Origin of the sequence: Bacillus sp. EU52 (assembly GCF_037964975.1) — a bacterium.
GTDB lineage: Bacteria > Bacillota > Bacilli > Bacillales > Bacillaceae > Bacillus > Bacillus subtilis.
On the sequence record NZ_CP150177.1, the window covers coordinates 2540221 to 2554679 of the forward strand.

The following is a 14459-nucleotide window of genomic DNA, read 5'->3' on the forward strand; positions in this document are numbered from 1 at the left end:
CGTTATGAGAGGCTTTAATTCGGTGGAAAAATGAAATGGATAATAAAAATAAAGAATTAATTAATTATTTCTTTAAGGTTATTGGTGATGAACGATTTATACGAATTTTAGAGAAATTCTCCAACGGAGAAGGTTATGGTATAGAGAATGTCTGGTGTGTATTTGCTGATGACTACGAAGAGTGGGAAGAAGATTATTTTGGAGATGAGGGTATAGCTTTTTATTTCGATTACCCAGCAGTCGAGGAAGATGAAGAAGTCATATTAGATTATGAAAATTTCTATAAATATTTAAATGAAATTGTTAGGGAATATGTAGAACGACACCCAGAAAATAAACCCGAGGTAGAGAACTACATGAAAAGAATTAAGGAAAAGTATGATATTAAGATATAAACAAAACTGCATATCCGTTATATAAATAATAATCTTTAAGGTGAAATAACATATGAAATATTCATATAAATTTGAAGAAGATCCATTTGGTGATTTAGGAATAGTATTGCCAGAAGAAATCAGTATCTTCTCTGATTTCATTGAAAACATCGCTACAGAAGAACAAACCAACGAGTATATAGATTACATTGAGAAAATTTCAGAAGGGATATATGAAGACTTTGAGATTGAGTTAAATGCTACAAATGTTCTCATCAAAAAAGATGTGACAATTGTTGAAAACTCTTTTAGGATAGAAGAACCCTATGAAAACTCAATTGAAACCGATCAATTTAGAGAATTGCTATTAATATGGCGAGATAAGATTCCAGATATATTTAAAGGTTGAATAAAATTAAAACCCTTCTTACATAAAGAAGGGTTTTACATATCGAGGCGGTTGGTACATTCTTGACGAGAACAATAGCAAGCGAGGAATCATTGTTCCTGCTGTTTACCCTGATGTAGTAACTTTAAAAGGGAGCCATCGCTCCCTTTTGTTCACTGAATTACAGAACTTTCTAATGTGTATGATCCGCCAGTTTTTGCAGTGCTATATCCAGCAACCCTTATGCTATAAGTATAGCTTTTACTGACTGCAATAGTATGTTTCGATAATTCTGAGGAATCATAAGAATTCACAAAAGTTGTCCCACCACCATTTACATCCGTTTTGTAAATACTAACTTTTAACGGAGTTGTTGTACTATCTTTGGACAAATAAAACTTTACTTTTGCAGCTGATCCTGGATGGAATTGCCACTCATGCCCTTCTTTAGCAGCAGCGGCATCAGCAAAAGATCCACTTACCTTGTCATTAAGAGGCAGCATACCTTTAAATTCATAGGCTGAAGCACTTCCCATAGCAGTAAACATTAAAATCAGAACAAAAAACATTGATACTAACGACTTTTTCATTTCACATTTCCCCCTTTTAAATTTAACTCACTGTAATAATACTTCTCTTCATTTAACAAATCCTCCCACCCGGATTAAACTTCATAAATTTGACACAATAGGATTATAAAGGTTATTCTCAATTTCTGTTATCCTTCAATTTCTCTTCAATTTTCGCTTTTGTCTTAGGTCCATAAATTCCATCAGCAGAAAACCCATGCATCAACTGAAATCGTCTAACTGCATTGCTGTTTTCGGACCGTATACGCCGTCAATACCATTATTCTTCGCTCCTTTGTCCGGATAGAAATAAAGAGCAGCAAGAGCTTTTTGAATCTGCCTTACGTCATCCCCTTTTCGCATAGGGCTTGTGACTTTATAGATGCCAGAAGATAGCGCATATGACGTTTTTTTGCTGCTGGAGTTTGTTGTTTTCTTTTTAGCTACACTTGCTTTGCTTGAGCTTGTTTTTCCGCCCAACTTTTTCAATTCTGCTTCAATTGCAGTCTTAACTTGAATCCATCTTCCCTCTGACAAAATGCGGTGCGGGCAATACTTACCATTCCAGTCTTGATGTTTGCGGACTCGATCAATACCCCATCCACGTTCTTTAAGTAGCTGCGCCACAAACTTAATAGCGAGCTTTTCCGCTGCCTTATATCGTGCCCCTCCTGACTTACTATAACAAATTTCGATACCAATCGACTTTCGATTCCCTGTGCCGTTTGTTCCATCTCCTGTGTGCCAAGCGTTACGATTCGTTGGAATACCTTGAATGACTTGTTTATCGTCTACTGCAAAGTGAAAACTTGTTGAGCTAGAGTTATTCTTCATGTAAGAAATCTCATTGGCTGCTGAAGCATCATTCGCAGTGTTGTGAATAGTGATATATTCAGCTTTCATTGGATTAGGACATTTCAATCCATACTTTGATTTAGAGACTAAATTCTTTACAACTTTAATGGCCATATATCCTCTCTCCTTCTGTCTGTGTAATAAAAAAAAGCCACTGGCTTAGCCAGCAGCTCTGTCTGCGTTATCCTTACTCTGTTCTTTTTCGTTCTCAATGGTTTGTAATCGGTCTGTTATCGTTGAAGGGATTTTAACACCGATCTGTGCTAAATTTTCAGTTATTGACAATTCTTCATTAGCGACAGCTTCCTGACGCACGTAGGTAAAATATCCCTATGTGTGTCGTACACCTCTCTGATAACAAGTGCAGTTCGTTTTTCTTTAAGCAATTTCAGAACAATTTTGAGTGCCACATGATAGCTTTTGGATGATCCATAACCACCCACAAGAAACTGAAACTTTTGATTCCAGTCAAAGAGAAATTCTTTAAAATGAGGATTTACTTGTTTAATCATTTGTCATCACTCTTGTTTACAATGGTGATCTCAAAAGGTTTGTCTTCTTCTGTAAGTTTTTCGATCTCTAATTTTTTCTTGTTGATATTTAAACGCATATTCTCCAATTTAAGGCGTCGTTCGTCTTCCGAGTGGGCTACATCAAACTGTTTAATAAAGTTCCTGAGCTCTGCCATTGCCCTAGATTGAGCGTTCAAGAACGTTGCATGACGATCCCAAGAAAATTGGAATTCGTATTCTTCCTCTTCGACTTCGTTTGTCTCAGATAGGACAGACTTTTTCTTTTTTAGTTCCTTAATCATTTCTTGCTTATCAGAAAAGAACATGATTTTTTTGCGCCCTTATAATTGCGGCATATTGGATCTGTATCTGATCCCATATCATATCGACAGACAAACGTTCTTGAATACCTTCCATGATGGATAGCGTTTCTTCTGGCAGGAACTTAGAGAAGAATCCATGAGTCACAGCGTTTTGATTTCTCAGTGGAGCTGCACCACCTTTATTTCCTAATGCATTTTTATTTCCAAGCGGTGCTCTTCCTCCCTTATTTCCTTTTGCATTTTTGTTCCCTTTAGGTGGGCCTCGACGCAAAAGAGCGCTCCCTTTCGATTTAGGAGCGCTCCCTTTTATTTTTTCTTCCCATTTATCGTTTGCTTTCCATTTTCGGACAGTGCTACTTGTTACGTTTAATTGCTCAGCAATGTCTTTTAACTTCTTACTCCCGCCGGCTCTCTTCCCACAAACGAAAAGCTTTGTCTCTGCGTGGATCTCGTGGTCTTGGCATTACATCTTACCCACCTCCGGACCTCATGTTTGAGTTTGTGTTTGTTTTAATAGTTTTTGCTGATGTATCTGCTATTACACCTTTAGACAAAATATTCATTTTCTCTTATTTAGACTTAAATCTATGTCGAAAATTATTGTTTGACATATCTTATACTAACTCCATTAAAAGAGGTGATAACATGTCAAATGGTTACAATAGCTCCTTCGTGTTAGTTGTGGTGTTGTTCATCCTGTTAATCATTGTGGGTGCTTCATTCCTTTATTAGTCTTGAAATATTTTAATCTACTATTAAAGGAGGTAACTATATGGGATACTCGAATGGTTATGGTAGCACTTTCGCATTAATCGTAGTGCTATTCATCCTGTTAATCATTGTTGGTGCTACATTCCTTTATTAGTCTTTAGGCACTTTAATCCAAAGCGGCCTTTTGGATTTCACCTCCCTGTACGAAGACGCCATAAGAAGTTTTTATGGCGTTTTGCTATGTTATTAACAACACCCTTAAATTGTCAAAATAGGATAGACAATAAAAGAGAGGCCACTTTAAAACCTCTCTTTTTAATTAATTGTTTTCGGAAATCCTTAACAACAAGGTTTTCCGCAATACTTATGATGCTCAGTGACAGGATCGTAACTTGAGTAACTATGCGGAAAGTAATGAACATGCTCATAATGTTGATGATTCACGCTAGTTGTATGTTGCGGATGAATGTGAGGAACAATTGTATTTGAGAACGTATGATGTTCACAACACTTAGTCGGATGCACAATTGGAGGTAAAATTTTGCAATGATGCATATTTTCTTCTCCCTTCATTATTTTTTATCTGTTATAAACTATGTTCAGAAGCATCTACTAGTACTATTACAACCACCTATTTACCGCTCCATGAGGATTTAGCAAACAAAACCATGCACATAACAACAAAAGCTGTATAGATTACTTATTAGAGCAACTCTCCACATAAATACCCCATCGCTCTGCCCCACGTTTCTCCAACTCTTTATGATCAACGTGGGGTTTTATTATGAAAAGCGCTCCTCAATATGAATAGAACCCATTTTTCTTGGAAATAATTCTCCTACGAACGAATGCACCCGTTATTAGTGAATTCGCTCTAAAAGCCTCGTTTGATAGAGCACATTCAACCCTTATCATCATCAAACATGAGGCTTTATTTTGTTTTTGTCGGGAATATTAATTTTTACGCAATACTGCTGGTGTTTTATCACCCGAATTAACTGTATAAAACCTCCCAGTTGAGTTGATCCTCGCTTATCGCTGGGGGTTTTCTCATTCCATGAATGTAGTGGTGACGCAGGAATAATCCGCCGCGCCGATCCTGCCTCCCATTTTACACCACAGATTTTTTCAGATTCAACAAACGCTCAAAGTGGCAATCTTGGCATAATTGGCTGATCAACTCGTCTTTCATTTTGCGTACAGTTTCCCGTGAAATACCAAGATGAAGACCAATAGCACGGTAACTCATCCCCTCCATCATGCAATCATAAATGACTTTATGTTGCTCCCCTTTGATCTTTTCAGCCCCTAATTCAACTGCATATACTCGCTCTTCATAATACTTAAGTCGTTTGAAAAGACGTTCCTCTCTTAAATCCATTTGCCGCAATTCTGCCTGACTCTTCCCGGGACTTCCTTTTGGCATAGCTGATTCTAATCCATATTGTGCAACACTCCAATTCTTCATGGGAATTACTGAACCATAGAGTACCTTTTGCAAACGACGAACCTCTTTCACCATCCAGTGATTAGAGTTTCAATTTCTTTTTGATTCATGATTGTATCCCCCTTTTTCAAATAAAAAACGAACACCAAACAAACAGCGTAAATGCTGTAAGTTCAGTGTCCGCAGGTTTTCCATCTTGGACAATATTACCTCCTCATCGCCCATGCTGTGCCCCCTTTTCGGGGTACAGGCATTCGGGCAGATTTCTTTATTTCAACTAAGTTCACAAAACATTAACAAAAAATAACTTGGATATTTATGGATGACATGCGATAATACAGTTGTATTAAAAAAACAAAGGGAGTGTTTAAAATGAAATTAAAAAAAGTGTTAACTGGTTCAGCTTTATCACTTGCTTTACTTGTTTCAGCAGCTCCTGCATTTGCAACCACTTCTTCGACCACAAACACAACTACCGAGGCAAACGCACTAAAAACTTGTATAGTAGAACAATTCGGTCCTTATAATTCAAGAAATGAAATACCTAACGTCTATGATGACGGCGTTTATAAGTGGTATCTGAAAGGTGTTACCTCGTGGAGTGGGATATGGTATGGAAATTATGAACGTTGTTACTAATATATAGGGGGAGATAGCTCTCCCTTTTTTTATTCCAGCCTTCTTTTAAATTATGCCACTTCTCGTATTCTTGCAATGCCTTTATCCCCTATCCCGGCAGGACTGCAATCGCAAATAATAAAACCACAGCGATAGCACCAAGGAGCCAATCGTTTGTCCTATCACGCTTTGCAATAATTGTTTCATCACCGATCTTGTTTCTCTGCCTTTGGCACGAGTATCGCTATGTAATCCGGATGCACTTTCAAATATTCCGCCTCCTGCTCAACTGTCATCTTTCGTGGATGTCACTAAATTTCCTATAATTTATCCATACCGTTCCTCCCCCCGCAGTGGAAAGCCACTGCTATTTGATTTTGTAACCTATCTCATGGTCAACCCGCGCAAAACTGCCCTTTACAGTTTGAAATCACTGTTTTCCCGTGCTCCGGAGCATCTAAGACATGGGCTGTACCTTGATTTCCATATAAAACAATGATTTGAACTTTCCCTGGGTCAATCTTCTGCTGAAATGAATAGAATTGGTACAATCGTTAACCTTTTTAATAATTTTTTATTGATATTTAACCCCTTCAACATAGCCCTCCCTTTTTAACAATCCATTTCATTTGGGATACACCCCCATCATTGAACGTATTTCCTATGAAAAATGATTTTGAACCTCATAGGAACCCTTACATGACAGGGTTTGTGTTATTTTTTCATTGTTTATCAAGACCTAAATCAAAAAAAGCCATAAAAAATAAGGAGTGATACATATTATACATGACTAATATGTATCACTCCTTTAATTTTTGTTCAATAATCGCGCCCGATTGTGGAAGATCGTTATTGAACTAAAGCCCTCGATAGTTGGATAAGAAAAAGCAAAAGAACTTGCTATTTCTCAAATACATCAACCAAATGTTCAATGTTAGTTTGTTTTTCATACATACTAATAATAAAAGTAAAACCTTATTAAAACTTTACAACACAAACTGAATCGACTATAGTCTAATTAGACTAAAATATTGATGTAAAGAAGGGAAAAATTAGATGATAAAGTCTTTTTTAATGTTGGGGCAGTCGAATATGGCCGGCCGTGGATTTTTGAATGAAGTAGACCCGATCTATAATGAAAAAATAAAAATGTTGCGCAATGGACAGTGGCAGATGATGACAGAGCCGATTAATTACGACCGTCCGGTCTCCGGCGTTGGCCTGGCGGCATCTTTTGCAGATGCTTGGTCGAAAGCTCATCCTGATGAAGAAATTGGCTTGATCCCTTGTGCCGAAGGTGGCAGTTCATTGAATGACTGGCATCCGGAAGGCATCCTTTTTCAGCATGCTTTGTCCGAAGCCCGCTTCGCCCTCCGGTCCAGTCAAATTTGTGGAATCCTTTGGCACCAAGGTGAGAGTGACAGTTATCGTTCGCTACATGAAACTTATTACGAGAAATTAACTCTTATCATCGAGACACTAAGAAACGAGTTGGAACTTGATGAGGTACCGTTGATTATTGGAGGGCTTGGTGACTTTCTTGGAAAGACCGGTTTTGGACAGCACGCGACTGAATTTCGACAGGTTAATGAACAATTGCTGCGTTTTGCTAATGAACAACAGAATTGTTATTTTGTTACTGCAGCAGGTTTGACTGCGAATCCTGATGGCATTCATTTAGACGCAGCTTCACAACGCAAATTCGGTTACCGCTATTTCGAGGCTTTTTCGAAAAAGTACCATATCCTGAAACCCATTTCGGGAGAGGAGCAATCGCTGAAAGTGAATGGTGACTATTCTAAAACAGAACAGATTTACCTTCATAGTATGGATTTGGCTTCGGGTAAAATCACGTACGCGGAATTTGAGGCGCGGATGGCGAAGGTGATGAAACCATGATTCCCTTACTTATCCTTGGCTTGCTAATCCAAAACCCCGGAGCTCACGGCTATGAACTTTTGGCCTTAATGGAAAAACGTCATTACAAATACATTGTTAACTTCACGAAAGGTTCATTTTATTACAATCTGCAGCAGCTTGAAGAAAAGTGTTTTATTGAACAGATTGAGCAGAAACCCTCAACCAGCGGGCGTGAAATCCGCAACTACAAAGTCACAGATTCGGGAAGGGCAGAATTCGAAAAATTAATGATCAAATACGGCGCCAAATCGGAATATGTGAACCTGCAATTTTATGGGGCGTTACTCTTTGCAGATGAATTCGACAAAAATAAATTACTGGATCTGATCCAATCACAAATCGATCAGACTAAAACTCGAATCGAGCTCCTTGATGAATACCTGTCCATCACTCAAGAAATTCCCGGCACAATCGATTACTTTCGCCGTATGAACGAAAATTCCCGTTCACATCACTTGGTTAATTTAGAGTGGTTTGAAAAATTGAAAGCAGAAATAGAATCAACTATTGCAGAATAAAAAAATGCAAAGTTAAAAATAAGAATATTAGTTACCTACATATAAAACCTGTGTCGTAGATATTTAGTAACATCTTTTATACAGGTTTTATACTCCTTCTTTAATTAAACCAGTAATAGGGTTGTCAGCACTTGCCCCCAACAAGAGCAAGTGAATCAGCTCCGTGTTCTTCTTTTCAATCGCTAGCCGTTAGTTTAATTAGAATTCAAATAATCCAAGACGCGGTGAACTCTTTCGCTGACTGAGCAATCGCCTTCAATTTTTAACACTGGACAAGATAAATCTGCCATCCAATGATCATGCAAAGCTCTACTTCTGACTTCCATTCCAGCAGTATCATATAAAGAAGCCCACTCTAAAAATGCTTTTGATTGTTCATATTTACTGCCACCGGCTAACACTTCATTTCCATAACGCTGAAATTCCCTATGCCTTAATCTCTCAAGCCGTATATCTTGTGGAATCCATAAGAAGACGACAAGGTCAAAATAACTTTTTAGATTATCGCCCCAGCCACACACTGCACCAGAAAGAATCCATTTCTCATTTATTGTTAAGTCTTTTTCAAGCAACTTTCGTCTTTCAGGAATTTCTCTTTTTTTAGTGAATTTATCTAACCAATAGTAATCATCGGTATCAAGATGCGTATGAGGCAAATGCTTTGATAATGCAGCACCCAATGTTGACGTTCCGACCCCAGAGGCTCCCAATATGTGAATATTTTTTTTCATACTTCCCCCTCCTTATTAAGCAACCAAACTCCCTGTTGCATAAGGTACTTACTATTATTTTGACATAAATCCCTAAAGACCTTTACTTTTCTAGAGAAATCCAAATGCGTGTTAAAATCATCATACTTACGAAAACAGTCATTATTAAACGGATTCATATTCCATCTCCTCAGATGCATTTTCCTATGAAAAAAGTCTTGATTTCCCTATAATATTTAAACGAATCCAATTTTTAGATTGTCGTCTTTAAGGAGGTTTTTCATCTTGAGGTATACAAACAGTCATTTAGAGGATTGGATTGAAAACTTATACAGGAAGATTAATATTACAGAGCCTGAACAAATTAATTTTGAACGGATTGCCGAGGCTTTAGATATTAGGCTGTCGTTTAAACCTGTTACAAGCTTCGCACTTAAACACAGCGGAATTTATAATATATGCTTGGACAGCCGAAAAAGCCGAACTGAACAATGGTATGATTTCGCTCATGTATTTTGCCATATATACAGACATGAAGGTGATAAAAAAACAATGCCTGCAACTTGGACATATTATTTAGAGTGGCAGTCCAATTATTTTACATACCACTTTTGCATTCCAACTTTCATGTTGCGTAATATTAATCTTTCGTACATACAATCACATGCAATAGAAAATATAGCTTGGTTATTTAAGGTATCCCCTTCGTTTGCGAAGAAACGTTTGAACCTTTACTACAGGAAGCTGACTCAACATTTATTTAGCCAAACAATTAAGGGAAATCTATGCGCCCCCCTTTTGTAATGAATAATGAAATCCTCATGCATTTGCGCGCATTGAAAAAAACAAAAAAAGACGTCTCCCTTCACGATCCGATCGGGCAGGATAAGGAAGGGAATGAAATAAGCCTGATTGACGTTTTGAAATCAGAAAACGAAGACGTGATAGATATGATCCAGCTCAATATGGAGCTTGAAAAAGTAAAACAATACATTGACATTTTAGATGACCGTGAGAAAGAAGTGATTGTCGGGCGGTTTGGACTTGATTTGAAGAAGGAAAAAACGCAGCGAGAGATTGCCAAAGAACTCGGTATCTCACGCAGCTATGTATCGCGGATTGAAAAACGGGCGCTGATGAAGATGTTTCATGAGTTTTATCGAGCGGAGAAGGAGAAGCGGAAGAAGGCGAAGGGAAAATGATTTTGGAAAAAGCCGGATCTCATATTCCGGCTTTCTCTATTTCATTAAAGTTTTTTTAAAAAGAAATAGAGAAAAAATATATAAAAGAGTGATGAAAATCAGTTTTGTCATCACTGATAAACTCTTCGAGAAAAGCGTCTGGATCATAGCAGATGGCTTCTCTTATGGGGCGTTACTTCCCTCCATCAAGCGATTCTAAGCCGGACGTTCTAAAAGCTCTCCTGAGAAAATCCTTAGATCGGTATACTTCAGTACATTCCTAGTCACTGCTTTCTTTATAGAGGCCTCATCTATGCTGTCGATACCCTTACATATATGACTATCACAATGAGAGGACTTTTAATGAATATGAAGAATCAGTTAAAAAACATTGGTTAGCAGCAGTTCGTTTTAAAGAACTACTCATTTTATTTCTTCTTCAATTAATCACTGATCGTTTAAGTACAATTCTTCACAATCTCTTCTGTTGACTCCAATCCCTAATAAGTGCTCCTCCAGTACGGTGACACATATAGAGGGACGAGAAAATCTCATTAAAACTGCCCATCCGATGGCGGGCAGTTTAATTATTACCTCTCCTGTTCCTTTATCACCCTCTCAATCCCATATAAAATCAGTTTCAAGCCAAACTCAAATGCTCTGTCAGTCCCCATCAACTCAAACAGCCCGTTCGTAAACATCCTCCGGAATAATCCCGCATCTGTCTCGCTCATGGAATCAAGAAGGCGTATCATCTCCTCCCCCGGATGCTCTTCTTGGTCCTTTAGGATAGCAGTGACATTGCGCTCATGCTGATAATCGTCTAAAACGAAGTAGAAGACATAGTTTACAAGCGTAGTAACCACTTGCATTTTCTGCTCTTGCTTAAGTGGTGTTGATTCCACGCAGAGTAACATTCGGTTCGTGAATCGGATGATGTCCGGTTCATGGGGCAGCGTCATCATCATGAGCTGCGTAGAGCAAGGATATCGGCTGAGCACGTTCCGTACCGTTATCGCAAGCCCCATCAGCTGCTCCTTCCAGTCTCCCTCGGAGTGGAACTCCTCCAGAATCATTTTCGATACTTGGTTAGCCAGACGCTGGTAAAGCTTCTGTTTGCTCTTGAAATACCAGTACAGAGAGGGAGCCTGAATCCCTAGCCTGTTGGCCAATCGTCTCATGCTGAATGTTTCGATGCCTCCCTCCCCAAGAAGTTCCCACGAGGTTTCTAAAATCTTTTCCTCTGAAATCTGAGGCTGTTGCTTTTTCATATTATCCGTCCTTTTATCTAACAGTGTAAGTTTCTCTTTACAGGTTTATAAAATGATGATACCATCTAACACTGTAAGACTCAAACTAACAGTGTTAGATTAAATATAAACAAGAAAGAAGTGAAATATAATGGATACAGAAAACCTCTATTATTTTGAAAAAGCACCGATCGCAAAAGCTGTTGCTCACTTCGCTATACCGATGATGCTAGGTACATCAATGAGTGTCATATATTCCATTCTAAATGCCTTTTTCCTTGGTACACTCCATAATACCGCCATATTAACCGCACTCGCATTAACCTTGCCGTTATTTGCAATCATTATGGCGCTAGGCAACTTGATTGGCATGGGCAGCGGTACATTCATCTCCCGTTTGCTCGGGGAGAAAAAATATGATGATGTAAAGCATGTATCCTCATTTGCCTTTTACAGCAGTTTAGTTCTTGGTCTTATTGTGATGGCAGTGGGTCTCCCTTTAATCGATCCAATTGTTCATGGCCTGGGGGCAACATCTGACTCCTTCGGCTTCACGAAGGACTATGTCATGGTTATGCTTATTGGTTCACCTTTCGTCGTATTATTTTTCACGCTGGAGAATATCGTGCGCTCAGAGGGTTCAGCAATCACGTCGATGACCGGTATGATTCTCAGTGTTGTTGTAAATATTATGCTTGATGCGTTAGTCATCTTCGTATGCCATTGGGGTGTAATCGGAGTTGCGTCTGCTACCGTCATTTCCAACTTGGCTGCGAGTTCATTCTATGCCTTCCACATGGGATATAAGAGCCAGTTCTTAACTGTCTCCGTAAAGTGGTTCAAGGTTGGCCTGGATATTCTGAGCAATGTATTAAAAATCGGCATTCCGGTCTTTATTATGAGTATTTTTTTGGGGGCAATGTCTCTTATCTTTAATCATTTTCTTGTCGAATATGGGGACAAAGCCGTTGCTGCATACGGAATTTCATCCCGCTTATTTCAATTTCCTGAATTTATTTTGATGGGACTATGTGAAGGGGTTGTACCGTTAATTGCATTCTCTTTTACAGCGGATAAATTACGCATGAAAAATACCATTGGATTTACATTAAAAGCGATTGTGACGCTAGCAGTAATGTTTGGCGTTATCGTCTATTTAATTTCCGACCATCTAATAGGTTTATTTACAAATGACCCGCAATTAATTAAAATAGGCAGCTACATTCTACATGTTACGTTTTTATCCATATTTATTACAGGGATGTCCTCATTATTTACTGGTATCTTCCAAGCTACCGCGCAAGGAACGGCCGCTTTTGTTATGTCATTTATTCAAGGAATTACTCTGATTCCTGTATTGTTCATCGCCAATCAGGTGAACGGCTTTCATGGGGTGGTTTGGTCACTTGTCATTGCAGATACAGTCGCATTCCTTGTAGGTGCCATCATGCTTTATGCTTTGAGGAACAAATTGCAGCCTGAATTGAATAGTTAAGTGCTAGTAAACATATGACATTTAAATCCGTATTGTAAACTAATCAAATATGTAAAAAAAGATAGTTTAGCCCTCATAATCGGCTAAACTATCCCCTTCTCAAATCCTCCCACTTTATTATTAATGTGGTTTAGAAGAATTGAACCCGCACGAGTTATTCCGCTCACTATCATTGATTATGAAGCTTATATATTAAAAAGTGAGCTCAAAACAGTAAACGTCGGGCTTTTTACTCTCTTCCTTTTAAATACACGATTAGAATCATCAAAAACAATAATGATATTTACACAAATTGCGATTTACGCAAAAGTCACCACTCCTCTTTTCATGGACAGAAAAAGAGGAGCAAACCGATGTCTGCGTCTTAACGTTTTTCTTTGCACAACGTCTAGTATCTTCTTTGGATCAATTTTTCTGTAAGAAATTCAACAAGTGTTACTCAACGACATGAAGAAATTGTTTATGTCCTTGACATTTCAGTTATTCAACTATTGGTGTAAGTGAACTACCAGCCCATACCTCTCCCTTATTAAGGGTCCAGCTGTCATTATAAAAATTAGACCCACCTTTATTAACCGAAGGGCTGTGAACCTCATCCCAAGTTAGAAAGTACACGGTTTTCGGATATTTTTGTTTGACTGTATTAAGAAACACAGCATAATCCAAATTACCATCTTGTTTTTGTGTGCCGATTTCTGTGAACGCAAATGGCTTATTAAGAGCTGTTAACTCATCATATCCTTGAATTGTAAAATCATCTGAGAAATACGCATCTAATCCAACAATATCAACATATGAAGATCCAGGATAAAAGTCAGTCTTAAAGTCTCGATTGGCGTCCGGTGAGTAAACCCATATCAGGTTGTCCAAACCTCTTGTATCAGTCATATAATGATAGATTTTTTGATACAGTTGTTTATAAAGTGAGAAGCGCTGGCTGTCTTTTTTGTTATATTCGGTTAGTCCCCACCAAAACCATTCTCCATTCATTTCATGAAGAGGTCTGAATAGAACAGGTACACCTTCATTTTTTAACTGATCAAGGCCATCTGCAACTTTGCTCAGAACAGCCTCTAATCGCTTACCCTCTGTAGTTGATGAGTCTAAGATTTTTTCATACTCACTGTTTGAAATATGGGAAGCATTTTTCCCAAAAGTACTGGATGCAGGATTAGCTAGATGTAAGCTAATCTGTGGTATTCCACCGCTTTTCCAATATGAGATTAAGTCACTGTTGCAACTATAGTCGATCGTCTCAGTAATATCAGAAATATAGGGCTTCTCCAACCATCCACTGGAATAGTCACAACCATAAATTGCGGGTAGCTGGCCAGTAGCATTCTTAATTCGGTTGGCTTCTTTCATGGAAAACGAAGCATTTGTGAATCCGCCGAATGCACCTGACAGTATGCGATTTTCAGATCGGTTTGGCAGATGAGCCAGCCAATTCATCAACTCTTTCGTTGTTGCCTGTGCATTAGGATTCACAGGGTAAACTGTATGAGCAAGAGCCGACTGTGAAAAAGATGAAACGATTATGAAAGATAGTAATATAAAAACAGCAATTTTTTTATACATAATATTCTCC

Annotated in this window: 16 protein-coding genes and 7 pseudogenes; 10 read left to right on the forward strand and 13 right to left on the reverse strand. The window is 38.3% G+C overall.

What is annotated here, in order from left to right:
* The first annotated feature begins 35 nt into the window (after positions 1–35).
* Both cdiI and NSU05_RS13010 read left to right on the forward strand, forming a co-directional pair.
* Positions 36–395: a ribonuclease toxin immunity protein CdiI gene (cdiI, locus tag NSU05_RS13005; protein WP_038429346.1), complete on the forward strand. Its 360-nt coding sequence runs from the start codon at positions 36–38 to the stop codon at positions 393–395.
* Positions 396–447: 52 nt separating this feature from the next.
* Positions 448–783: a hypothetical protein gene (locus NSU05_RS13010; protein ID WP_038429347.1), complete on the forward strand. Its 336-nt coding sequence runs from the start codon at positions 448–450 to the stop codon at positions 781–783.
* 152 nt (positions 784–935) lie between these two features.
* On the opposite strand, the gene NSU05_RS13015 is transcribed toward NSU05_RS13010, so the two are convergent.
* The 6 genes and pseudogenes from NSU05_RS13015 to NSU05_RS13040 form a co-directional block, all read right to left on the reverse strand.
* Positions 936–1352, reverse strand: a complete 417-nt coding sequence (locus NSU05_RS13015; RefSeq protein WP_038429348.1) for a hypothetical protein — start codon at positions 1350–1352, stop codon at positions 936–938.
* 118 nt (positions 1353–1470) lie between these two features.
* A pseudogene (locus tag NSU05_RS13020) lies at positions 1471–2300 on the reverse strand (N-acetylmuramoyl-L-alanine amidase).
* Between the two features lie 45 nt (positions 2301–2345).
* A pseudogene (locus NSU05_RS13025) lies at positions 2346–2486 on the reverse strand (phage holin family protein); the annotation flags it as partial.
* A 26-nt stretch (positions 2487–2512) separates the two neighbouring features.
* A pseudogene (locus NSU05_RS13030) lies at positions 2513–2698 on the reverse strand (phage terminase large subunit); the annotation flags it as partial.
* A pseudogene (gene terS, locus NSU05_RS13035) lies at positions 2695–3403 on the reverse strand (phage terminase small subunit). The pseudogenes NSU05_RS13030 and terS, both read right to left, overlap by 4 nt.
* Positions 3404–3416: 13 nt before the next feature.
* Entirely contained in the window at positions 3417–3485 is a 69-nt protein-coding gene (locus tag NSU05_RS13040; protein ID WP_250540529.1) for a phage terminase small subunit-related protein, read from the reverse strand.
* Between the two features lie 181 nt (positions 3486–3666).
* Between NSU05_RS13040 and NSU05_RS13045 the strand changes: the two genes are divergently transcribed.
* Positions 3667–3753, forward strand: a complete 87-nt coding sequence (locus tag NSU05_RS13045) for a YjcZ family sporulation protein (protein WP_073991391.1) — start codon at positions 3667–3669, stop codon at positions 3751–3753.
* Positions 3754–3793: 40 nt separating this feature from the next.
* Positions 3794–3886: a YjcZ family sporulation protein gene (locus tag NSU05_RS13050; protein ID WP_080019512.1), complete on the forward strand. Its 93-nt coding sequence runs from the start codon at positions 3794–3796 to the stop codon at positions 3884–3886.
* Between the two features lie 185 nt (positions 3887–4071).
* On the opposite strand, the gene cotD is transcribed toward NSU05_RS13050, so the two are convergent.
* Both cotD and NSU05_RS13060 read right to left on the reverse strand, forming a co-directional pair.
* Positions 4072–4287: a spore coat protein CotD gene (gene cotD, locus NSU05_RS13055; protein WP_076458314.1), complete on the reverse strand. Its 216-nt coding sequence runs from the start codon at positions 4285–4287 to the stop codon at positions 4072–4074.
* A 556-nt stretch (positions 4288–4843) separates the two neighbouring features.
* Positions 4844–5254 carry a sigma factor-like helix-turn-helix DNA-binding protein gene (locus NSU05_RS13060; protein WP_052124610.1) on the reverse strand — a complete coding sequence of 137 codons (411 nt, stop codon included), beginning with the start codon at positions 5252–5254 and terminating at the stop codon, positions 4844–4846.
* A 297-nt stretch (positions 5255–5551) separates the two neighbouring features.
* Between NSU05_RS13060 and NSU05_RS13065 the strand changes: the two genes are divergently transcribed.
* Positions 5552–5818, forward strand: coding sequence for a hypothetical protein (locus tag NSU05_RS13065; RefSeq protein WP_029318115.1), 267 nt, complete (start codon positions 5552–5554; stop codon positions 5816–5818).
* 88 nt (positions 5819–5906) lie between these two features.
* Here NSU05_RS13065 and NSU05_RS13070 read toward each other — a convergent pair.
* Positions 5907–6093: pseudogene (locus NSU05_RS13070) on the reverse strand (hypothetical protein).
* Between the two features lie 71 nt (positions 6094–6164).
* A pseudogene (locus NSU05_RS13075) lies at positions 6165–6348 on the reverse strand (XtrA/YqaO family protein).
* Positions 6349–6853: 505 nt separating this feature from the next.
* Here NSU05_RS13075 and NSU05_RS13080 point away from each other — a divergent pair.
* A complete protein-coding gene (locus NSU05_RS13080; RefSeq protein ID WP_038429350.1) occupies positions 6854–7696 on the forward strand; it encodes a sialate O-acetylesterase in 843 nt (280 codons plus the stop codon).
* Complete coding sequence (locus NSU05_RS13085; RefSeq protein WP_038429351.1) at positions 7693–8235, forward strand: PadR family transcriptional regulator; 543 nt, start codon at positions 7693–7695, stop codon at positions 8233–8235. Before NSU05_RS13080 ends, NSU05_RS13085 begins: the two co-directional genes overlap by 4 nt.
* Positions 8236–8429: 194 nt before the next feature.
* Here NSU05_RS13085 and NSU05_RS13090 read toward each other — a convergent pair whose 3' ends face one another.
* Complete coding sequence (locus tag NSU05_RS13090) at positions 8430–8966, reverse strand: AAA family ATPase (RefSeq protein ID WP_038429352.1); 537 nt, start codon at positions 8964–8966, stop codon at positions 8430–8432.
* A 264-nt stretch (positions 8967–9230) separates the two neighbouring features.
* Here NSU05_RS13090 and NSU05_RS13095 point away from each other — a divergent pair, with 264 nt between their 5' ends.
* Both NSU05_RS13095 and NSU05_RS13100 read left to right on the forward strand, forming a co-directional pair.
* Entirely contained in the window at positions 9231–9749 is a 519-nt protein-coding gene (locus NSU05_RS13095) for an ImmA/IrrE family metallo-endopeptidase (protein WP_038429353.1), read from the forward strand.
* Positions 9750–9754: 5 nt separating this feature from the next.
* A pseudogene (locus NSU05_RS13100) lies at positions 9755–10147 on the forward strand (sigma-70 family RNA polymerase sigma factor); the annotation flags it as partial.
* Between the two features lie 569 nt (positions 10148–10716).
* Here NSU05_RS13100 and NSU05_RS13105 read toward each other — a convergent pair.
* Positions 10717–11397, reverse strand: a complete 681-nt coding sequence (locus NSU05_RS13105; RefSeq protein ID WP_015714344.1) for a TetR/AcrR family transcriptional regulator C-terminal domain-containing protein — start codon at positions 11395–11397, stop codon at positions 10717–10719.
* Between the two features lie 130 nt (positions 11398–11527).
* Between NSU05_RS13105 and NSU05_RS13110 the strand changes: the two genes are divergently transcribed.
* On the forward strand, positions 11528–12871 hold the full coding sequence (locus tag NSU05_RS13110) for an MATE family efflux transporter (RefSeq protein WP_038429355.1): 1344 nt from the start codon (positions 11528–11530) through the stop codon (positions 12869–12871).
* A 480-nt stretch (positions 12872–13351) separates the two neighbouring features.
* On the opposite strand, the gene NSU05_RS13115 is transcribed toward NSU05_RS13110, so the two are convergent.
* Positions 13352–14449, reverse strand: a complete 1098-nt coding sequence (locus tag NSU05_RS13115) for a glycosyl hydrolase (RefSeq protein WP_038429356.1) — start codon at positions 14447–14449, stop codon at positions 13352–13354.
* Positions 14450–14459 lie beyond the last annotated feature (10 nt).